This window comes from Prosthecobacter sp. SYSU 5D2 (assembly GCF_039655865.1).
Lineage (GTDB): Bacteria > Verrucomicrobiota > Verrucomicrobiia > Verrucomicrobiales > Verrucomicrobiaceae > Prosthecobacter.
Genome location: NZ_JBBYXL010000017.1, coordinates 19,079 through 38,248, shown reverse-complemented (window position 1 = coordinate 38,248; position 19,170 = coordinate 19,079). Strand labels below are relative to the sequence as shown.

19 protein-coding genes and 1 tRNA gene are annotated in these 19,170 nt (G+C 59.7%); 9 read left to right on the top strand and 11 right to left on the bottom strand.

Going from position 1 to position 19,170, the window contains the following annotated elements; genetic code table 11:
• Positions 1–47 precede the first annotated feature (47 nt).
• Positions 48–611 (bottom strand): RNA polymerase sigma factor SigZ, encoded by a 564-nt coding sequence (sigZ, locus tag WJU23_RS22920; protein WP_346334967.1) that lies wholly within the window; start codon positions 609–611, stop codon positions 48–50.
• Positions 612–613: 2 nt separating this feature from the next.
• A complete protein-coding gene (locus tag WJU23_RS22915; RefSeq protein ID WP_346334978.1) occupies positions 614–1,429 on the bottom strand; it encodes an arsenite methyltransferase in 816 nt (271 codons plus the stop codon).
• A gap of 217 nt (positions 1,430–1,646) precedes the next feature.
• Between WJU23_RS22915 and arsB the strand changes: the two genes are divergently transcribed.
• Positions 1,647–2,750 carry an ACR3 family arsenite efflux transporter gene (gene arsB / locus WJU23_RS22910; protein WP_346334966.1) on the top strand — a complete coding sequence of 368 codons (1,104 nt, stop codon included), beginning with the start codon at positions 1,647–1,649 and terminating at the stop codon, positions 2,748–2,750.
• A gap of 76 nt (positions 2,751–2,826) precedes the next feature.
• Here the strand turns inward: arsB and WJU23_RS22905 are convergent, their stop codons facing one another.
• On the bottom strand, positions 2,827–3,117 hold the full coding sequence (locus WJU23_RS22905) for a hypothetical protein (RefSeq protein ID WP_346334965.1): 291 nt from the start codon (positions 3,115–3,117) through the stop codon (positions 2,827–2,829).
• A 191-nt stretch (positions 3,118–3,308) separates the two neighbouring features.
• On the opposite strand from WJU23_RS22905, the gene WJU23_RS22900 reads away from it, so the two are divergent.
• From WJU23_RS22900 to WJU23_RS22880, 5 genes are all read left to right on the top strand, one after another.
• On the top strand, positions 3,309–4,964 hold the full coding sequence (locus tag WJU23_RS22900) for an alkaline phosphatase family protein (RefSeq protein WP_346334964.1): 1,656 nt from the start codon (positions 3,309–3,311) through the stop codon (positions 4,962–4,964).
• 139 nt (positions 4,965–5,103) lie between these two features.
• Positions 5,104–5,595: a Dps family protein gene (locus tag WJU23_RS22895; protein ID WP_346334963.1), complete on the top strand. Its 492-nt coding sequence runs from the start codon at positions 5,104–5,106 to the stop codon at positions 5,593–5,595.
• Between the two features lie 35 nt (positions 5,596–5,630).
• The gene (locus tag WJU23_RS22890; RefSeq protein WP_346334962.1) at positions 5,631–6,314 is read left to right on the top strand and encodes a methyltransferase domain-containing protein; all 684 of its coding nucleotides are present in this window, start codon (positions 5,631–5,633) and stop codon (positions 6,312–6,314) included.
• A 31-nt stretch (positions 6,315–6,345) separates the two neighbouring features.
• Positions 6,346–7,320, top strand: coding sequence for a J domain-containing protein (locus tag WJU23_RS22885; RefSeq protein WP_346334961.1), 975 nt, complete (start codon positions 6,346–6,348; stop codon positions 7,318–7,320).
• A 25-nt stretch (positions 7,321–7,345) separates the two neighbouring features.
• Complete coding sequence (locus WJU23_RS22880) at positions 7,346–7,672, top strand: chaperone modulator CbpM (RefSeq protein ID WP_346334960.1); 327 nt, start codon at positions 7,346–7,348, stop codon at positions 7,670–7,672.
• A gap of 2 nt (positions 7,673–7,674) precedes the next feature.
• Here WJU23_RS22880 and WJU23_RS22875 read toward each other — a convergent pair whose 3' ends face one another.
• Together WJU23_RS22875 and eda are read right to left on the bottom strand one after the other, a co-directional pair.
• Positions 7,675–8,742: a sugar kinase gene (locus WJU23_RS22875; RefSeq protein ID WP_346334959.1), complete on the bottom strand. Its 1,068-nt coding sequence runs from the start codon at positions 8,740–8,742 to the stop codon at positions 7,675–7,677.
• A complete protein-coding gene (gene eda / locus WJU23_RS22870; RefSeq protein ID WP_346334958.1) occupies positions 8,739–9,407 on the bottom strand; it encodes a bifunctional 4-hydroxy-2-oxoglutarate aldolase/2-dehydro-3-deoxy-phosphogluconate aldolase in 669 nt (222 codons plus the stop codon). The genes WJU23_RS22875 and eda overlap by 4 nt, the downstream gene beginning before the upstream one ends.
• 173 nt (positions 9,408–9,580) lie before the next feature.
• Between eda and WJU23_RS22865 the strand changes: the two genes are divergently transcribed.
• Together WJU23_RS22865 and WJU23_RS22860 are read left to right on the top strand one after the other, a co-directional pair.
• A tRNA-Ser gene (locus WJU23_RS22865) sits at positions 9,581–9,670 on the top strand.
• Positions 9,671–9,788: 118 nt separating this feature from the next.
• Positions 9,789–10,073, top strand: a complete 285-nt coding sequence (locus WJU23_RS22860; protein ID WP_346334957.1) for a GIY-YIG nuclease family protein — start codon at positions 9,789–9,791, stop codon at positions 10,071–10,073.
• Between the two features lie 820 nt (positions 10,074–10,893).
• On the opposite strand, the gene WJU23_RS22855 is transcribed toward WJU23_RS22860, so the two are convergent.
• Complete coding sequence (locus tag WJU23_RS22855; RefSeq protein ID WP_346334956.1) at positions 10,894–11,241, bottom strand: RNA-binding protein; 348 nt, start codon at positions 11,239–11,241, stop codon at positions 10,894–10,896.
• A 275-nt stretch (positions 11,242–11,516) separates the two neighbouring features.
• Between WJU23_RS22855 and WJU23_RS22850 the strand changes: the two genes are divergently transcribed.
• Positions 11,517–12,497 (top strand): tRNA-dihydrouridine synthase family protein, encoded by a 981-nt coding sequence (locus WJU23_RS22850; RefSeq protein ID WP_346334955.1) that lies wholly within the window; start codon positions 11,517–11,519, stop codon positions 12,495–12,497.
• Positions 12,498–12,570: 73 nt separating this feature from the next.
• On the opposite strand, the gene WJU23_RS22845 is transcribed toward WJU23_RS22850, so the two are convergent.
• The 5 genes from WJU23_RS22845 to WJU23_RS22825 all read right to left on the bottom strand — a co-directional run bounded on the left by WJU23_RS22845 (position 12,571) and on the right by WJU23_RS22825 (position 18,972).
• Positions 12,571–13,098 (bottom strand): ferritin, encoded by a 528-nt coding sequence (locus tag WJU23_RS22845; RefSeq protein WP_346334954.1) that lies wholly within the window; start codon positions 13,096–13,098, stop codon positions 12,571–12,573.
• A 120-nt stretch (positions 13,099–13,218) separates the two neighbouring features.
• Positions 13,219–13,833 carry a GNAT family N-acetyltransferase gene (locus tag WJU23_RS22840; RefSeq protein WP_346334953.1) on the bottom strand — a complete coding sequence of 205 codons (615 nt, stop codon included), beginning with the start codon at positions 13,831–13,833 and terminating at the stop codon, positions 13,219–13,221.
• 112 nt (positions 13,834–13,945) lie between these two features.
• Positions 13,946–14,719, bottom strand: a complete 774-nt coding sequence (gene pstB / locus WJU23_RS22835; RefSeq protein ID WP_346334952.1) for a phosphate ABC transporter ATP-binding protein PstB — start codon at positions 14,717–14,719, stop codon at positions 13,946–13,948.
• Positions 14,720–14,770: 51 nt separating this feature from the next.
• Entirely contained in the window at positions 14,771–16,591 is a 1,821-nt protein-coding gene (locus WJU23_RS22830; protein ID WP_346334951.1) for an ABC transporter permease subunit, read from the bottom strand.
• On the bottom strand, positions 16,591–18,972 hold the full coding sequence (locus WJU23_RS22825; protein ID WP_346334950.1) for an ABC transporter permease subunit: 2,382 nt from the start codon (positions 18,970–18,972) through the stop codon (positions 16,591–16,593). The genes WJU23_RS22830 and WJU23_RS22825 overlap by 1 nt, the downstream gene beginning before the upstream one ends.
• Positions 18,973–19,170 lie beyond the last annotated feature (198 nt).

Below are 19,170 nucleotides of genomic sequence, written 5' to 3'. Positions count from 1 at the left end.
GCTGGAAGAAGGACGGTCTTGCGACCATCCTCGGCTGATATCCAGCTTCAGCACTCTTTGCAGGAGGCCCTCTTTTTCGGCTCGCACTCGACGATGCCGCCGCGCCGGTCGAATTCAAAACGGCAGCACTCCAGCAGCATCTCCTTCAGCAGTGCCCGGCCCCGTTGCACGCGGGATTTCGCGCCGGAAAGGGAGATGCCCATTCGTTCCGCCAGCTCCTGCTGGGTGAGGCCTTGCAGCTCGGTGAGTTCTATCGCTTCACGATACGTCTCCGGCAGCTCGCTGATCATCCGGCGAAAGGCCGCCAGCAAGGTGATGGCCTCCGGATCATCGCGGAAGCTGGAGAGCATCTCCGCAGGTGCGGTCTCCTCATCCAGCGGCTCAGCAGGTTTTACCTGGCGGTGATGGTCCACAATGGCATTGCGGGTGATTTGAAAAATCCAGCTCTCCAGTTTCTCCAGTCCACGCAACTGGCCAAGCCGCTGCTGGATCTTCACAAAAACATTTTGCAGGATGTCCTCGGCGGCTGATTCATCCGCCACCCGCCCGCGTATGAAATGACGCAGACGGGTGGCGAACTGGGACCAGATGTCTTCCAGGGTGACGGTCATGCTCAGGCGATGGCGGCGGGTTTGACAGCCTCAAGGGTGGCGGAGGCGAACAGTTCCTCCAGTCCTTTTCCAGGGAACCAGTCACGGATCACCTCGCGGCTTTCCGGCTTGGGCGTGATGCGGATGTTTTCAAAACCGGCTTCACCCAGCAGCTTTTCCAGCTCAGCGATCTCTGCCGCGCCGGAGGCACAGCCGGCATACAGCAGCATGTCCGTGCGCATCTCCTCCGGCACCGGCTTCAGCGCCACCACATCGGAGATGGCCAGTCTGCCGCCGGGTTTCAGAACACGTGCGGCCTCGGCAAAGACCTGGCCTTTGTCCGGAGAAAGATTGATCACACAGTTGGACAGAATCACGTCCACCGTCGCATCCGCCACGGGCAGATGCTCGATCTCACCCAGCCGAAAATCCGTGTTTTCCAGGCCGGTCTTCAGCGCATTTTCCCGTGCCTTGGAGATCATGACCGGTGTCATGTCCACACCGATGACCCGGCCCGCAGGCCCCACGGCACGGGCTGCCAGGAAGACATCGAATCCCGCGCCGCTGCCCAGATCCAGCACCGTCTGTCCGGCCTGCAAGGCGGCGATGGCATGCGGATTGCCACAGCCCACTCCCAGGTTGGCCCCTTCCGGCACGGCCCCTGTCTGCTCGGCACTGTAGCCCAGTTTTTGGGAAACCTCCGCCACATCCCGTTGATCTGCGCCCGGCGTGCAGCAGGTGGGCGCACAGCCGCAGCCGGTGGATTCCACAATCTTGGCGTAATGCTCCCGCACTCCCTGCCGCAGGCTGTCGTTCTGGTGCGTCTGTTTTTGAGTCATCGTTGTCATGGTCTTTTACTTTGATGGGTTTGGTTTGCCGTCCGGCGGAATGCCGTTGCGGTTCAGCGGGGGAGACGGGCCGAGGTGAAAAAGGACGCAGACTTTTTACGTCGCGGCACTGAGTCGGGCAGATGGGGTGCCTGCATAAGCCATTCATTTGGTAAAATTGCCAAATAAATCTTTACTTGGCCATAAAGCCAAACAACGGTGGTGCACCATGAGCAACGAAACCAAATCCATGAGTCTCTTTGAGCGCCAGCTCACCCTTTGGGTCGGCCTGTGCATCGTCGCCGGCATTGCCTTGGGCAAGGTGGCACCCGGGCTGGCGCAGACGCTTGATGGCATGTCCATCTACGTGAACGGCGCGCCGGTCGTCTCCATTCCCATCGCCATCTGCCTGTTTTTTATGATGTATCCCATCATGGTGAAAATTGATTTTGGAGAGGTGGTGAAGGCTGGGCGCAATCCCCGTCCGGTGTTCCTGACCCTCTTTGTCAACTGGGCTGTCAAGCCCTTCACCATGCTGGCTATCGCGACGCTCTTTCTTGGATTCTTTTTCAAGGACCTGCTGCCTGGCACGGAGGTCGTGAAAGACGGTTCGGAAGTTGAACTTTACCGCTCCTACATCGCCGGGGCCATCCTGCTTGGCATTGCCCCGTGCACGGCCATGGTGCTGGTCTGGAGTTACCTGGCCAAAGGCAACCAGGGGCACACGCTCATCATGGTGGCGGTGAATTCACTCACCATGCTTTTCCTTTACGGCCTGCTCGGCGGCTGGCTTCTGGGCATCAATCAAATGCCTGTGCCGTGGGAGGCGCTGCTGCTCTCCGTGGGCATTTATGTGGCGCTGCCATTGGTGGCGGGTTACGCCTCGCGCCTGTGGATCATGAAGGTGAAAGGGCCGGAGTGGTTCGCGAAGAAATTTCTGCACTTCCTCACGCCCGTCTCCATCATCGCCCTGCTCGCCACCCTGGTGCTTCTGTTCAGCTTCAAAGGTGAGACCATCCTGGCCAATCCGCTGACGATCCTGTGGATCGCTGTTCCGCTGACCCTGCAGACGCTGCTCATTTTTGGCATCACCTATCTGGCCGCCAAGGTCATGAAATTCAGTTACGAGGATGCAGCCCCCAGCGCCATGATTGGGGCCTCCAATCATTTTGAAGTGGCCATTGCGACGGCCGTCATGCTCTTTGGCCTCAGTTCCGGCGCGGCCCTGGCCACGGTCGTCGGAGTGCTCATTGAGGTGCCGCTCATGCTTTTCCTGGTGCGTGTGTGCCAGCGCACCCGGGGCTGGTTTCCTTTCGAGACGAAGACTGCCTGATGCAAAAGCAGCCCCTCTGACCGGAGGGCACAAAGGGGCTGTCATTGAAATGGCGCGCGGTAATGCCGCCGCCGGATCAGTCGTCAATTTTCAGAATACGGCCATCTGCGGCGACCTCAATGTCAATATCTTTGCCGCCGCTTTTGATCTCCACTTCATACTTCACCACACCGTTTTCAGTTTCTGCCTCAGCCTCGGTAAAACGGGCGTCAGGGAAACGGTCCAGGATGGCGAGGGTCACCGGCGGTGGTAGATTGACAATGGCCACTTTTTCGCCGGCATTGGCGTCAGGAAGGCTGGCGGCGACGGCAGCCAGGACTATCGCCAGGATGCCGACTTTTACATTGGAGCAGGGGAAGGTTTTCATAAGGATAGAAGGATTCAATGAAAGAGCGCCCGATGAACAAAAATGGCGCACATGACCAATTCGCCTCCGCCCTGGAAGATGGCTGTAAGTTTTACTTTCCCCTGTTGCGTGACTTCCCGTTAAAACAAATCTGCCTCCTGCGAATATCCGCGTCCGCCGTGACGTTTGACTCCTCCCTCCCAACCTCACTGATGAAGCTTCAATCCATCCTGCTTTTCGTCCTCACCGCCGTCTGTCTGCCTGGCATCCAGGCCGCCGCCCCGAACCCACCACCGAAACTCGTCGTCGCCATCGTGGTGGACCAGTTGTGCTATGAATACCTGGAGCGCTTTCATCACCAGTTTGAAGATGGCGGCCTGAAGCTGCTGACGGATGGCGGCGCGTTCATGACCGCCGCGCAGTATGATTACGGGCCCACCGTCACGGCCCCGGGCCATGCCAGTTTTTTCAGCGGCAGCTCCCCCATGATGCACGGCATCATCGGCAATGACTGGTATGACAAGCGTACCGGCCAGAGCATGTACTGTGTGCAGGACACTGATGTCACTGGCGTGGGCACGGACCCTGAAACCAAAGCTGGCAAGATGTCCCCGCGCAATTTTATCGGCTCCACCGTGGCTGACCAGATGCGCCTGCACTGGGGGTCCAAGGTGGTGGCCATGGCCATCAAGGACCGGGGCGCCATCCTGCCGGGCGGCAAAAAGCCTGCCGGGGCCTTTTGGTTCGAGTCCGCCACGGGCAACTTCATCACCAGCAGCTACTACATGAAGGAGCTGCCTGCCTGGGTGCAGACCTTCAACGAGCGCAAGCTGCCGGAGTCCTTCATCGGCCAGACCTGGGACCGCCTGCTGGATGCCAAGGAATATCCGAATCCCGATGACGTCGAAAGTGAGAACACCCTGAGTGGTGAGACCACCCGCACCTTTCCGCACAAAGTGCTCCAGGAGAAAAAAGGCGGCTACGAGGCCGTGCTCTCCACGCCGTTTGGCAACCAGCTTCTGGCGGAGTTTGCCAAGGCCGCCATCGAGGGTGAAAAACTGGGGCAGGGGAGCCAGCCGGACCTGCTTTGCATCTCCTTTTCCTCCAATGACTACTGCGGCCACAAGTTCGGCCCGTATTCCCAGGAAGTGCATGACCTCACCCTGCGCATGGACCGGCAGTTCAAGGATCTCTTTGCCTTCCTGGATCAGAAGATCGGCATGGAAAATATCTCCCTGGTTTTGACGGCTGACCACGCCGTCTGCCCCATCCCGGAGCAGGCCCGCACCCAGGGCCTGGACGGTGGCCGCCCGCCGATGTCTGAGATGATGACCGACCTGCAAAACAAACTGGTCGAGCGTTTCGGCCCCGGCCGATATTTCCTGGGAGCCAAGATTGGGAACAAGCCGACGCTCAGCAATAACAGCCTGTTCTTCAACCACCCTGCGCTGCTGGAAAAACAGCTCACCCCGGAAACCGTCACCGCCTTTGTCCGTGAGTGGGCTTTTTCCACCGGGGTGATCCACGCCGTGTATGGCCGCGACCAGCTCCTGGACGGTCGGGCGCCTGGCGTCATCGGCCAGCGCATAACCAAAGGCTTCAATGGTGAGCGCAGCGGAGACATCGTGTTTGTGCTAAAGCCCTACCTCATCCCCGGCAGCGGCAAGGCGGGCACCGGCACCACCCACGGTTCCCCTTATTCCTATGACACGCATGTGCCGGTGATCTTTTACGGCTCCGCTTTCAAGCCAGGCCGGTATGCCGATGCGTTTGGTATCTCCGATATCGCCTCCACACTGTGTGCGGCGCTGGGCATCCTGGAGCCTCCGATGAACATGGGCACGCCCATGGTGCGGATCCTGAAATAATCGTCTGTCCGGTGGCAGTGTGCGGTCAGAGCGTGCATATTTGGGGCTGGTCCAGTCAATGAACGCTCATTGACCGGCAGCAAACGCGCATCAAATTCATGCCGTCTTTCAGCGGCATTCGTTATTCTAGTTTACGCTTATGAAAACCAAGACCGCCCCGCCTCTCATTGACATTGGAATCAGCGAAAAGGACCGCACCAAGATCGCCGCCGGGCTTTCCCGCCTGCTGGCCGACAGCTACACGCTCTATCTGCAGACGCATAATTTCCATTGGAACGTCACGGGACCTATGTTCCAGACGCTGCATGTGATGTTTGAGACGCATTACACGGAGCTGGCGCTCGCCGTGGACACCATCGCGGAGCGCATCCGATCCCTGGGCATGCATGCGCCTGGCACGTATGCGGACTTTGTGAAGCTGAGCAGCATCAAGGAGGTCTCCGGCGTGCCGAAGGCCAAGGAGATGGTGGCGATTCTGGTCACCAGTCATGAGGCCGTCGTCCGCACCGCCCGCTCCATCTTCCCGGTGGTGGAAAAAGCCGCCGATGAAGCCAGTGCCGACCTCCTTACCCAGCGCATCCAGCTTCATGAAAAGACGGCCTGGATGCTCCGCAGCCTCCTGGAGGAATAACCACAAGTGCATTCACCGGTTCAGCTTGCCCGTTTATGAAATCTCTCTGCACCCTCCTCGCCAGCCTCCTGCTTGCCGCCTCCCTGGGGGCCCAGGAGACCAGTGTCAAACCGGGCATCAATGACAAGTTTCTCGACCCTCAGCTGAAGGTGGAGGAATGGACGCAAAGGTTCGAGGTCGAAAGCCGCGAGATCTATCACAACCGTGACCAGATCGTCTCAGCGCTCGGCCTCAAGCCGGGTATGACCGTGGCGGACATTGGTGCAGGCACGGGCCTTTTTATTCTGCCCTTTGCCCAGGCGGTGGGGGATGGAGGCAAGGTGTATGCCGTCGAGATCGCCAAAAACTTTCTCGAGCACATCCGTGCACGGGCCTCCAAGGCCAGCCTAACCAATGTTGAAACGGTGCTGGGCACGGAGCGCAGTGTGGAGCTGCCGGAGGCCTCCATTGATCTTGCCTTCATCTGTGATGTTTATCATCACTTTGAGTATCCCCAGGCCAGCCTGGCCACCCTGCACAAAGCCATCAAACCGGGCGGTGAAATTGTCCTCATTGATTTTAAACGCATCCCCGGTGAGAGCAGCGAATTCATCCTGGGCCATGTCCGCGCCGGGCAGGAAGTCTTTGAGGCCGAATTTACCGCCGCCGGTTTTGAAAAAATCAGCGAGGTGAAGGACCTTCTCAAAGAAAACTACCTGGTGCGGTTTCGCCGGAAGTAGCCTGTTCCGCACCCATCCTCTTTGCCATCCCATGCCTGCTGAATTTAAAGATTACTACGCCAGCCTCGGAGTCGCCCGGGAGGCCAGCGATGATGACATCAAAAAGGCCTTCCGCAAACTGGCCCGCAAGCATCACCCGGATGTGGCCAAGGACAAGCAGGGAGCCGAGGAAAAGTTCAAGGAGATCAACGAGGCCTATGAGGTCCTGAGCGACCCGGACAAACGGAAAAAATACGACCTCCTCGGCGCGCGTTGGCGCGATGATGAGGGCGGGTATTCACCACCGCCGCCGCCGCCCGGCAGCGGCCCGCAGCAGGAGTTCCACTTTGGCGGCACCGGCTTCAGCGACTTCTTTGAGCAATACTTCAGCGGCGGCACCCGCTACGGCTTCCCGCAGGATGAGGCCGGCTTCAGCCAGGCTTATGCCCAGCAAGGCAGCCCGCGCCCCCGCCGGGGCAGCGACATTGAGGGCGACATCCTGGTCACCCTTTCAGAGGCCATGCACGGCACCATCCGCCCCATTTCCATGCAGACGGTCAACCGCCAGACCGGCCAGGTGCAGACGCAGGAATTCCAGGTCCGCATCCCCCCGGGTGCCACCGACGGCCGCCGCATCCGCGTGCCCGGTCATGGGGAGCCCGGCCATGGTGGTGGCTCTGCGGGAGATCTCTTCCTGCGCGTCCGCCACGCCACCCATCCCGACTTCAGCAGCCGCGAGGCGGACATTTATCATGAGCTGGACATCGCCCCGTGGGAGGCCGTGCTCGGTGCCGAAGTCGTCGTTCCCACCCTGGACGGCTCCATCAAACTGCGCATCCCCGCCGGGGCCGAAAACGGCCAGAAGCTCCGTGCCCGGAACAAGGGCCTGCCCAAAGGCAAAAGCGGTGACCGGGGTGATTTTTACGTCGTCCTCAACGTCCAGCTTCCCACCAGCCTCAGCGATGAAGAGCGCGCTCTTTGGGAACAACTCCGCGCCACCTCCACCTTCCGCCCACGCGCCGTCTGATCACCTTTCGCCCCCTCCGCACGCCATGCCCGCTGATCCCACTTCCCACCGTGCAGACCTGCCTCTTTACGAGGCCGAAACGGATGCCCAATACACTCTGGATGTCATCACCAGCCTCACCGGCCTGGATGGCCAGACCATCATCCGTTATCAGGAGCAGGGCTTCATCCGCGCCGTCCCGGCCCCGGCGGAAGAGGCTCCCCTCTTCGATGAAGAAACGCTGCGCCAGCTCCGCCGCATCGAGCATCTCCGCGCCACCTGCGCCGTCAACGACACCGGCCTCAAGCTCATTCTCGACTTGCTTCATGAAGTCGAATGCCTGCGCCAGGAGCGCCTGCAGAGCTTGCGTTGATTTCACCGCTTCACCCTTCCCGAGCTGTCCCCACCCATCAGTGCCTCCACCTCTGCGCGGGTGGTGTAATTAAAATCTCCCTGGATGGAATGCGCCAGGCAGGAGGCCGCCACGGCGAAGGCCACGGCCGTTTCCGGCTCCTGCAAATCAGGTGTTGTGAGCGCAAAGAGCAGTCCGGCTGTGAAGGCATCGCCGCCGCCCAGACGGTCCACCATGTGGCGGATCTCATACGGCTCCAGCATGCCGTCCTCCTGCCGTAGAGGAGCCTGGAAAGCGGCATCCAAATCCGCCATATAGAGCAGGCCTGCCCAATTGTTATGCGTGGCGGAGATCCCCTCCCGCAGCGTCATCGCCACGCGCCGGATGCGGGGATATTCCTGCACGATGCGCCGTGCCACTTCCTCCGGCTCCAGCCCATCCACCTCCAGGCCCAGCATCTGCACCGCATCCTCCCGCCCGCCGATGAACAGGTCCACCATCGGCATCAGCTCCCGCATCGTCCGGGTGGCCAGTTCCGGTGCGCTGAGGCTAGGTTCCCAGCGCCATAGCTTGCTGCGGAAATTCATGTCACAGGCCACCTTCACGCCACGGCTGGAGGCCTCTTCCATGGCCACCCGCGCTACCTCCGCCGCGTTTTTAGATATCGCCGGCGTGATGCCTGAGATGAGCAACCATTCCGCCCTTTCGAAAATGCCCGCCCAGTCATAAGCCTCTGCCGGAGTCACTGCCATGGACGAGCCCTCGCGGTCATAGATCACCTGGCCTGCGCGCTGGTTTGCCCCTGTTTCCAGGAAGTACAAACCCAGCCGGCCCTCCGCTGTGCGCACGATGTGCCGCGTCTCCACACCCACGGCGCGCAGATTCGCCACACAGGCATCGGCGATGGCATGGTCCGGCAGCGCTGTCACAAACACCGCCTCACCGCCCAGATGTGCAATGGACATGGCCACACTCGCCTCCGCTCCCGCAAAGGTCACCTCCAGGCTGCCCGGCATCGCCTGCTGGAAGCGCAGATGCCCTGGTGCCGCCAGCCGCGCCATGATCTCCCCCAGCGTCACCACCCGGTTCATGATTCACCCCCGCGCAAACGGTTGACGATCTCCCGCACCGCCCGCGCATTCGCCGTGATGGCCTGCCAGTCCTTTTTCAGGATCAGCTCCCTCGGCGCCAGCCAGGATCCGCCGAGAGCCTGCACACAGGGCTCCTGCAAATAGGCCTCCGCATTGCCCAGATTCACCCCGCCTAACGGAATGTATTTCACGTCCAGATGCGCAAACGGGGCTGCAATTGCCCGCAGATAGTTCAGCCCGCCGGAAGGCTCTGAAGGGAAAAACTTCAGCAACCGGCAGCCCTGCTCCACCGCCAGCTCAATGTCCGTCGGCGTGCAGATGCCTGGCGCAAACGGCAGGCCGATGCGCTGCGCCTCCGCCACCACCTTCGGGTTCATCCCCGGGGCCACGCCAAAGGACGCTCCTGCCTCCTTCACCTCATTCACCTGGCCCAGCGTCAGGATGGTCCCCACGCCCACTTGCATCTCCGGCACTTCCGTCCGCAGGCAGCGCAGTACATCCATCGCCACCGGTGTGCGCAGCGTCAGCTCGATGCAGTCCACCCCGCCCGCCAGGAGTGCCCGTGCCACAGGCACCGCATCAGGTACCTCATCCACCACCAGCACCGCGATCACGCCCCGGGGATGGAGGAATTTTTTCAGAGAGTCAGAAAAGCCAGTTGTCATGCAGACCTCCGTCTTACCACCGGGAAGGCGTCCCAAGCAAGCCTGGAACCCTGTCTTCCACCACCCTGCCTCCCGGTCATGAACGAGATGACAAACTCCCCTCAAAATCACTTGCAGCCCGTCTGAGAAGGCACCATGGTATTAGCCCGCTGCCAGAAACGGCATCGGTAAACGGACAGATGCCAGAGTGGTCGATCGGGCTCGCCTGGAAAGCGTGTGAACAGTAAAATGTTCCGAGGGTTCGAATCCCTCTCTGTCCGCCATTCTTCGCCGACTTTGGGAGGTGAAGAATGCCCTCCGAAGCTCGAAGAGCGAAGGACCGGGCTGATCTTTACCCGCCCGGCTTCGAATGGCACGCCATCTTTCCCGATACGAAATGCTATGTACTACGTCTATCTGATCCGCAGCCAGGCAGCAACAGACCAAGTTTACACGGGATTCACCGAGGATCTGCGGCAGAGGCTGTTGGATCACAATGCGGGAAAGTCCGTTCATACCAAGAAATACCTGCCCTGGACTCTGGAAACTTACCTTGCTTTTTCAGATCGAAATCAAGCGTTGGATTTTGAGCGTTATATCAAAACAGGCTCAGGCATTGCATTTGCCAAAAAGCGGCTGCGCCCATCCCGGACAAACTCTTCGAAAATGCAGAATTTAGAGAGGTGATTCGAGTTTAGAATGCCCTCCGAAGCTCGTGGAGCGAAGGACGGGCTGATCTTCTCCCGCCCGGCTTCGAATGGCACGCCCGCTTTGTCCACCTAATGTCTTTTATGCCAGGGTTAACACAAAGCAATGCTTGCACAGTTGTGATACTCCATTTTTAAAATCATCCGGCGTTCCCTCCTGCGATAAAATCAGCCCAGCCGGCAGCGCAATAATCTCAGCATCTTCGCAAGGTGCCTTCCGTGAGCGCTGCTATCATGAGCCTATGAGAGCACCATTCCAGCTACATCCGGTGGTTTGCCGACATCACCATTGCTGACGTGCCTCTGGTGGGTTGCAAGAATGCTTCGCTCGGGGAGATGGTGCACAAGCTTTCTGCCAAGGGGGGGGCAAGGTGCCGGACGGCTTTGCCATCGCTGCTGAGGCCTACCGCAACTTTATTCCCGAAGCCGGGCTGGATGCCTTTATCTGGGCGACCCTGGCCGATCTGAATACACGGGAGATGGCCAATCTGAGCCAGTGCGGCCATAGGGTGCGGGAGGCGATTGGCCCTGGCGGCGCATCTGTAGCGGCTCATTGGGGAGGCCTCTGCACAGCTTCAGGGCGGCCGTGCCATACCGCTGGATGTGGCGGTGCGTTCCTCGGCCATGGCTGAGGATCTGCCGGATGCGAGCTTTGCCGGGCAGCTGCCTGAGATCATCGCCTGATGTTCATCAGTTAAGCAGTCGCTCAAGGGGGGCAAGTCACAAAAAACCCGCATCATGAAAACCGTGAGGCTTAAACGATGCGGGTTCGGAACAGGTTTTTAGGCTGTCAGCAGGGATTAATAACGGCCACCGCCGCCACCACCACCGTAGCCGCCACGGCCACCGCCGCCGCCACGGTTGCCACCACCGCCACCGCCGGAATAGGCAGGACGGTCTTCTTTCGGACGGGCTTCATTGATGGTCAGGGCGCGACCACCGAAGTCTTTGCCATTGAGAGCTGTGATAGCCTCATTCATGGCCATGGCAGAATCCATGGTGACGAAAGCAAAACCACGCGGCCGGCCGGTGGCATGATCCATCGGCAGGTGCATATCGGTCACGGTGCCGTAGTCATTGAAGAGGGCACGGAGTTCGGACTCCATGGCTGTGAAGGGCAGGTTGCCCACATACATTTTGGTATTCATAACGTTAACTTGAGCCGTTCCTCCTGATGAACACCACTCAAGCTCCGTTATCGGATTTCAGAACATCACCGAATCCAAAGAATCACCTGATGAACAACTTAGCTTAGCCTTCACCAGGGTAACTTGCAGGCGCAGACTCGTCCCGTTCCTGGCAATAGCAAATCATTGTTACGATTGTTTCGCGGCTCCGGCTTGACGGGCGGGCTCTCTGAGCGCAGGCGTGTGTGGTGCGCAGCCTCCTTCCCAGCCACCGTCCGGCCCTCGTCCTTGCCCCCATGCAGGACGTAACGGACCTGCCGTTCATGCGGCTCATCGCCCGATATGGCGCGCCGGATCTGTTTGTGACGGAATACTTCCGCGTCACCCCGGACTCCAAGCCGGATGCCACCATCCTCAAATCCATCACGGAAAATGAAACGGGGGTGCCGGTCATCGCGCAGATGATCGGCCAGGACATCCCCGCCCTCATCCGCACGGCGCAGCAGCTGGAAAAGTATCCCGTCGCCGGGATCGACCTCAATCTCGGCTGCCCCGCGCCGGTCGTCTGCCGCAAGGATGCCGGTGGCGGTCTTTTGCGCCAGCCCGAGCGTGTGGATGAGATCCTGCGAGTGCTGCGGGACACCGTGCAGGGCCGTTTCACCGTGAAATGCCGGCTCGGCTTCACGGACAAGGCCGAGTTTCCCCGGCTGCTGGAGGTTTTTCAAAAACACGCCATCAACGGCCTCACCGTCCACGGCCGCACCGTGCGGGATGCTTATAAAACGGCGGTGCATCCGGAATGTGTGGCCATGGCGGTGCAGGCGATGCCCTGTCCGGTCATCGCCAATGGCAATGTGGTGGATGTGCCCACGGGCATTGCTTACCTTCAGCAAACCGGAGCCGCCGGGCTCATGCTCGGGCGCGGGGCCATCCGTCATCCCTGGCTGTTTGACCACCTGCGCGCGCATTGGGAAGGCCGCCCTGTCCAGACCCGCACGGGCCGTAACATGCTGGAATACATCCAGGCCCTGTATGACGTCACCGCCGCTTTCCATCCGCACTTCGAGACGAACCTCCATGTGCAAAAGATGAAGCGTTACATGGTCTATATCACCACCGGCATCGCTGAGGGCCAGCTCGAATACCGCATCCGCCGTGTCAGCACGGAGCCGGAGTTCTTCGCCGCCTGCCGCGAATACCTGGACAATGATGAGCCGCTGCCTCTGCGCCCGCCGGAGAGCTCCAGTGTCTTCTGCGGATTCGCTGAACTAAAATAAGTTAGGCGCTGGGTCAAAAAAAGACCGGCCTGGAGATTCCGGGCCGGTCAGTCTAACAAGGGATAAAATAAGATTAGTGCTTGCCATGACCGCCGCCGCCACCTGTTGGCGACTGCCGCTGGGCGGCCTCACGGTCCAGGACGAGAAGGCTGGCAGGATCTGTGCCGGCCAGCTTCAGGCGGTCCAGCATGTCACGCACCGTTTTTTCCTCCTCGATCTGCTCATTGAGGAACCAGAGGAGCAGGTTCTTGGAGGAGTGATCTTTCACCTGCTCGGCCACATCATACAGGTCATTGATCTGCTGGGTGACCAGTTGCTCCTGCTTCAGGCTGTGCTCAAACACGTCAATCGGGGATTCAAAAACGGCCTTCGGTTTGGCGATGGGCTCCAGCACCACGACGGCATCACGGTCCACCACGTATTGGTAGAATTTCAGCGCGTGCATGGTCTCTTCGCGGCTCTGGTTAAACATCCAGCTCGCAAAGCCCATGTAGGGTGTCTGCTCGAACCAGGCGGCCATGGCCAGGTAAACATAGCTGGAGGACATTTCATTGTTGATCTGCTCATTCAGCAGCTTCGTCAGGGTAGGATTCAGTGTCATAAGTCGTATCGGGTTGCGGGTGGTTGTATTGATTCAAAGGGATAACGGCTGTAATGCAAGGATTGGATGGCTTTACCCCTAAGATGTGGTTGCGAATCAATTGCATGAAGCCTTTATAAATCAGCCTTTGAGCCTTGCTTGGGGCACCCATTCGCCCCTTTCCCAGTCCAGCTTTTCCAGGCCATGAAGCTGCTTTTTGTAGTCGTATTGGCTGGGCTCATGAGTGGCGTATCCTGGGTAATAAAAACGGCAGCCCAGCGCCTGGCTGTATTCGATTTCTTTTAGCATCGTATAGGTGCCCAGGCTGCGCGCGGAGTGCTCCGGCTCGAAGAGTCCATAGACTGCCGAGGTCGCGTTTTCACCCACATCCAGGTAGCTGATGGCGATGAGTTCCTCCCCCAGATACACCCGGCATTCCCGGCAGGGGCAGGGGAGTGTGGCGGGCGATTCGGATAAAAAGGTATCCAGGTCTTCCGGCACCATGTCATGGAACCGCCGCTTGTGCCGCTGAAACATCTGCCGGGCCTCATCGGACAAAGAGGCCGGGACAAACTCACAGCGCACATCTTCATTTTTCCTCAGTACCCGCCGCTGGCTTTTGCTCGGAGTGAACTTTTCCAAATCCAGGCGAAGCGGTGTGATGGTACGTATTCCATCCTTATCCAAGGTGAAGTTATACCGGAAAAAGGTGATCCCGAAATGCCGCCAGCCCGAGTTCCACAAACGGTCCATCATCTCCGGCGGAACGGATGTGCATTGGAAGGATTGGTCGAGGATTTCGGACACCTGGTAAATTCGCCAAGGACCGTGCTGTGTCCACACTTTCGCTTCCTATCATCCCACCCCCTCAACTAAACTTCCCGCGCACGTACGCCTCTGTCTGCGGATCCTTTGGTGTGCTGAAAAGATCCAGCGTGGGCCGGAATTCGATCAGCTTGCCCAGATAGAAAAACGCCGTCCGGTCTGCACAGCGTTTCGCCTGCTCCATGTTGTGCGTGACGATGACGATGGTGAACTCCTGCTTCAGGCCATGCATCAGTTCCTCGATCTTCAAGGTGGCCACCGGGTCCAGCGCGGCGCAGGGCTCATCCATCAGCAGGATCTGCGGCCGGTTGGCAATCGCCCGGGCGATGCACAGGCGCTGCTGCTGACCGCCGGAAAGGCCAAAGGCGCTCTCATGTAGCTTGTCCTTTACCTCATCCCACAGGGCCGCACCGCGCAGGCTTTTTTCCACCACTTCGTCCAGCTCGCTTTTGCCATTCCGGCCTGCCACGCGCAGGGAGAAGATGACGTTTTCGTAGATGCTTTTGGGGAAGGGATTGTACTTCTGGAAGACCATGCCCACGCGCTTGCGCAGGGAGATGACCTCCACATCCGGGTCATACAGGCTCTGGCCGTCAATGTAGATGTCCCCTTTGTGCTGGATGCCGTCCACCAGATCGTTCATCCGGTTGATGTTCCTAAGCAGCGTCGTCTTGCCGCAGCCGGAGGGGCCGATGAAGGCCGTGATCTCATTCTCCGGGATGTCCAGGGTGATGTCATGCAGCACCTGCTTCGGCCCATACCAGAAGGAAAACTGGTCCACCTTGATGAAAGCCGGGCTGGGGGAAGGATGGGACATTGGGGATAAGAGAACTGAGAACCAAGGAGTCTGATAAACAAGCGTGCCGAATCAAAAAGCACTCGCCTGATACTTCTTCCGCAACCGTGCGCGGATATTGATCGCCGCGAGGTTCAGGGCGACGACGAGGAGGATCAAAAGCAGCGTGGTGGCAAAGACCATCGGCTTGGCCCCTTCGGAGTCCGGGGACTGGAAGCCCAGGTCATAGATGTGAAAGCCCAGATGCATGAATTTGCGCTCCGCATGGATGAAGGGCCAGGAGGTGTCCAGCGGCAGGGAAGGGGCCAGTTTCACCACCCCGGTAATCATCAGCGGTGCCACCTCACCCGCACCACGCGCCATGGCCAGAATGACGCCTGTCATGACACCCGGCAGGGCACTGGGCAGGACGATGCGCTGGATGGTCTGCCACTTGGAGGCACCGCAGGCCAGCGCGGCCTCGCGCACGCCGCGCGGCACGGCCACCAGGGCCTCTTCCGTCGCCACGATGACCACCGGCAGCGTCATCAGCGCCAGTGTCAGCGATGCCCAGAGGATGCCTCCGGTGCCAAAGGTCGGCGTGGGCAGGCTGTCGCTGAAAAAGCCATGGAAATACGGGCAGCGGGCGACGGTGACGATCAGCAAAAACACACTCGTGATCCACAGCAGCCCTTCCACCCGGTGAAGGAATTTCTGCCGCTTCTGCTGGGTGGGGATGGCCGTCCGGTTGTGGGTGGAAAGATAGACTGCGATGCCGATGCAGCCGATGGACCCAAAGCCGGAGGCAAACCACCAGGCGGGGGCCATGGGATACTGCACCCCGCCATCAATGAACCCGCCGACGCCATAAACAAAGAAGCCCAGGCCAAATACACCGAACACAATCGAGGGCACCCCGGCAAGATTGTTCACGCAGATGCGGACGATCTGAACCATCAGCCCCTGCCGCGCATATTCCCGCAGATAAATTGCCGCGATGATGCCGAACGGCGTCACCATGACGGCCATCAGCAGCGTCATCACAAACGTGCCGAAGATGGCCGGGAAGATGCCGCCCTCCATGTTCGCCTCGCGCGGTTCCGCCGTCAGGAACTCCCAGATGCCATGCAGAAAGACGCCCGTCTGACCGATCAGGCCGATGTCATTCGGCTGATAAAAATGCAGGATGTCGCCGAGGTTCTGAGTCCGCTCTTCGCCTGAGGCCAGCTTGTAGATGAGCTTGTCCGCCGTTTGCTCCGTACGCAGCTTTTGCGCCTGGTCGGCCAGGGTTTGATAAAGCGCCTGCTCCTCCGCGATCTCCGCCTTCACATCCTCCGTGCGGGAGCGGATCTCCAGCCGCTTCATACGTGCATTGATGTCGCCAATCTGGTGCTTCTCGATCTTCAGGATCTCCGCCCGGCGGTCATTGCCAGCCTTGACCAGGCGTTTGAATTCTTCGGCGAAAGCGGCGTCTTCTCCATTGATCTTCCGGCCATCCGCCAGCTCCAGCCGCACCGGGGTGAAGATGGAGTCGCCATATTCCATGCGCTCCGCCACATAAACGCCCTTGGTCTCCGTCCGGGCCACAATGTCCAGGTCATTGATGTAACGGAAGCCCAGGTTATACGCATCCTTGTTGCCGGTGAAAAGCTGGTGCTCGGTGGCAAAGCTGCCGTCCGCCTTCCGGCGCTGCTGCGTCTTCACCAGCCTGCCGGCGATCTGTTTTTCCTGGTCGCCTTCTTTGAGGGTATAGACCGCCACCCGGTCCGGCCAGAAGACCGACAGGCCGTTGGCCGCGATGAGCAGCAGCAGGCCGCTAATCATGAGCAGGCCCACGGCCAGACCGGCAGCGGTGAGCCATACTTTGACCTCGCCTTTCGTGCGGGCCGGGGATTGGGGAGTCGCGTCAGGCATCAGACGATTTTAAATTTCTCGCGCAGTTTCTGGCGCATCACCTCGGCGGCGGTGTTCAGGACAAAGGTCATCGCAAACAGTACCAGGGCACCGAGGAAAAGCGTGCGGTAATGCGTGGAGCCCTGGGCGGCCTCCGGCAGTTCCACCGCAATGTTGGCCGAAAGTGTGCGCATGCCGTTGAAGGGGTTCCAGTGACTAGCCAGCGGAAACTGACCATTGCCGATGCCAAAGTCGCCCAGAATGAAATTTCCAGATTCATCAAACAGCGGCGTGTTTCCCGTGGCCATCACGACCACCATCGTTTCCCCCACCGCACGCCCCAGGCCGATCATGATGGCTGAAAGAATGCCAGCGGAGGCGATCGGCAGAACCACCGTCCTGACCACCTGCCAGCGGGAGGCCCCGAGCGCTTCTGAGGCCGAAGTGAGCGATGGTGGCACGTTTGAAAGCGCATCCTCCGCGATGGTGAAGATGACCGGGATCACCGCAAAGCCCATCATGAAACCGACCACCATGCAGTTGCGCTGGTCATAGGACATGCCCGTGAAGCGCGGCCACCACAGGCGGAAGTCCGCGATCTGGGAGCCGTCCGGCATGGTGGCGACGAACACCGCCTCCTCCAGCGCAGGCCCCAGATGCCAGCCCGCCCAGGCAAAGACAAGCATCACGGGGGCGATGAGCATGTATTCGGTCCCCTTTGGCAGACGGTTGCGGCGGGCGATGGGCATCTGCCCCCAGAGAAGGCCCAGCAGGCTGGCGGAAACCGGGATGGAAACGATGGCCAGCAGGATGGAGGGTATCCGGTTTTCGATCAAGGGCGCCAGCCACAGCGCCGCCAGGAAACCCAGCACCACGGAGGGCAGGGAGGCCATGATCTCCATGGAGGGCTTTACAATCCGCTTCATGCCCGGTGCCAGAAACTGCGAAGTATAAATCGCCGCCAGCAGGGCGATGGGCACAGCGAAAAGCATCGCATAAAACGTCCCCTTCAGCGACCCGGCGATCAGAGGAATCAGTGACAGCTTCGGCTCAAAGTCATCTGTGCCGCTGGTGCTCTGCCACTCATACTTGGGCTTTGCGAATCCTTCATACCACACCTCGCCAAAGAAGGCCCGCCAGCCTGCTTCCGGGTGCGGATCGCTAATCTCATAGAGATGCATCTTGCCCTGGGTGTCCAGGAATCCCATGTGCTCCGCCTTGGCATCCATCGCCACGGAAACGGCCTCAAACGGCAGGTCCACATGGCGGCGCACACTGGCTGTCGTGGCATAACAGAGAGCGCATTCCTTTTTATTGCCCACCAGGAAGGATTTGTTCCGCTGGCTGGCCCGATAGAAAGTGATGGGTCCGTCAATGGGCTGAAATTCCTTGGTCAGGCCGAACAGCCGCATGGTTCCGCCTTCCGGCACAAACAGGCTGTAGATGCGCACCTGCCCCTTCTCATTGTAACAGACCACACTCACCTGGCCGAAGAGGTAGTCCACCCCTGTCACCTGCCCGCCATCGAAGGGCTTGAACCGCTGCCGCAGCTCCCAGCCGCTGCTCAGACGGAAGAAATACATCACCTCACCCGCGTCCGTCAGTGCCAGCAGGCTGTCTGCCGTGCCTGCCACCAGCACCCGCTGCGGCCTGGCACCTTCCATCAATGCCGTCAGGTCATCGCGGCCATCCACCTCCGTTTTGCCTTTGCCCATCAGGCTCTTTTTCTGCCTCAGGCTAAGTGTTGTCAAAGTCCGCTGGCCGTCCACTTCCTGGATCGCCGCAAACAGCTTTTTGTCGCCCGCGTCCGCATAGTCCATGTCCAGCACCGGGGCGGTTACGCCCTCTTTCATTGCCAGCAGCGGCTCAGCTTTCACAGACGGTTTCACCAGGGCCGGACCTTCCGCCTGATATTCAGACAGATACGTCACGCCCACAAATCCCACCTGCCCGTCCGCCGTGCCGATGACCACGCGCCCCTTCAGGGGATCATGCCGCTTGGCTGTGATCTCGGTGCCCTCCGGCAGGCCCGTGGGCAGGCGCTGGGCTGCGCCCCCCTTCACAGGCTGAAACACCACCCCGGCTCCGCCATCGAAGTAAAACGGCAGTTCGGACCATTCATCCAGCCCCACCACCGCGCCCTCGGGCGCGGCCAGCAGCACCTGGCTTTTCTCCTCAATATGCGCCCCTTTGAACAGCGGCGCGATTTCCAGGGCAATGAAAGCAAAGATGCCAAACACTGCCACGATGATGCCGATGCCACCAAAGACGATGGCCGAATTCATGAAGCGATCCCAGCGCAACGTGCCCTTGGAAACGATGAACCGCTCAGGAACTGGACGTGATGGCCCCGTGGCGCTGCTGGTCGGCTGGGAATGAGCGTCTGAGGGACTGGGTGACATGTCGGGAGGAGAATCGGATCTCACCAGACCCGAACCGCTAGAAAGCCGGGGACACGCTGCTTTGCAAATGACAAAAACGTCGCAAAGGTGACGGAATTGTCACACTGTTAAAATAATCGTATAAGTTGGATTCTTAATCGTATTCGGTGCAATCACAGACACGCAAAACCCGCGTCAGGCACGAATCTCTCCTGCCCG

Bases quoted from the DNA above. Each gene is read 5' to 3' on its own strand.
- sigZ (WP_346334967.1), bottom strand. From the start codon at position 611: ATGACCGTCACCCTGGAAGACATCTGGTCCCAGTTCGCCACCCGTCTG.
- WJU23_RS22915 (WP_346334978.1), bottom strand. From the start codon at position 1,429: ATGACTCAAAAACAGACGCACCAGAACGACAGCCTGCGGCAGGGAGTG.
- arsB (WP_346334966.1), top strand. From the start codon at position 1,647: ATGAGCAACGAAACCAAATCCATGAGTCTCTTTGAGCGCCAGCTCACC.
- WJU23_RS22905 (WP_346334965.1), bottom strand. From the start codon at position 3,117: ATGAAAACCTTCCCCTGCTCCAATGTAAAAGTCGGCATCCTGGCGATA.
- WJU23_RS22900 (WP_346334964.1), top strand. From the start codon at position 3,309: ATGAAGCTTCAATCCATCCTGCTTTTCGTCCTCACCGCCGTCTGTCTG.
- WJU23_RS22895 (WP_346334963.1), top strand. From the start codon at position 5,104: ATGAAAACCAAGACCGCCCCGCCTCTCATTGACATTGGAATCAGCGAA.
- WJU23_RS22890 (WP_346334962.1), top strand. From the start codon at position 5,631: ATGAAATCTCTCTGCACCCTCCTCGCCAGCCTCCTGCTTGCCGCCTCC.
- WJU23_RS22885 (WP_346334961.1), top strand. From the start codon at position 6,346: ATGCCTGCTGAATTTAAAGATTACTACGCCAGCCTCGGAGTCGCCCGG.
- WJU23_RS22880 (WP_346334960.1), top strand. From the start codon at position 7,346: ATGCCCGCTGATCCCACTTCCCACCGTGCAGACCTGCCTCTTTACGAG.
- WJU23_RS22875 (WP_346334959.1), bottom strand. From the start codon at position 8,742: ATGAACCGGGTGGTGACGCTGGGGGAGATCATGGCGCGGCTGGCGGCA.
- eda (WP_346334958.1), bottom strand. From the start codon at position 9,407: ATGACAACTGGCTTTTCTGACTCTCTGAAAAAATTCCTCCATCCCCGG.
- WJU23_RS22860 (WP_346334957.1), top strand. From the start codon at position 9,789: ATGTACTACGTCTATCTGATCCGCAGCCAGGCAGCAACAGACCAAGTT.
- WJU23_RS22855 (WP_346334956.1), bottom strand. From the start codon at position 11,241: ATGAATACCAAAATGTATGTGGGCAACCTGCCCTTCACAGCCATGGAG.
- WJU23_RS22850 (WP_346334955.1), top strand. From the start codon at position 11,517: ATGCAGGACGTAACGGACCTGCCGTTCATGCGGCTCATCGCCCGATAT.
- WJU23_RS22845 (WP_346334954.1), bottom strand. From the start codon at position 13,098: ATGACACTGAATCCTACCCTGACGAAGCTGCTGAATGAGCAGATCAAC.
- WJU23_RS22840 (WP_346334953.1), bottom strand. From the start codon at position 13,833: ATGATGGACCGTTTGTGGAACTCGGGCTGGCGGCATTTCGGGATCACC.
- pstB (WP_346334952.1), bottom strand. From the start codon at position 14,719: ATGTCCCATCCTTCCCCCAGCCCGGCTTTCATCAAGGTGGACCAGTTT.
- WJU23_RS22830 (WP_346334951.1), bottom strand. From the start codon at position 16,591: ATGCCTGACGCGACTCCCCAATCCCCGGCCCGCACGAAAGGCGAGGTC.
- WJU23_RS22825 (WP_346334950.1), bottom strand. From the start codon at position 18,972: ATGTCACCCAGTCCCTCAGACGCTCATTCCCAGCCGACCAGCAGCGCC.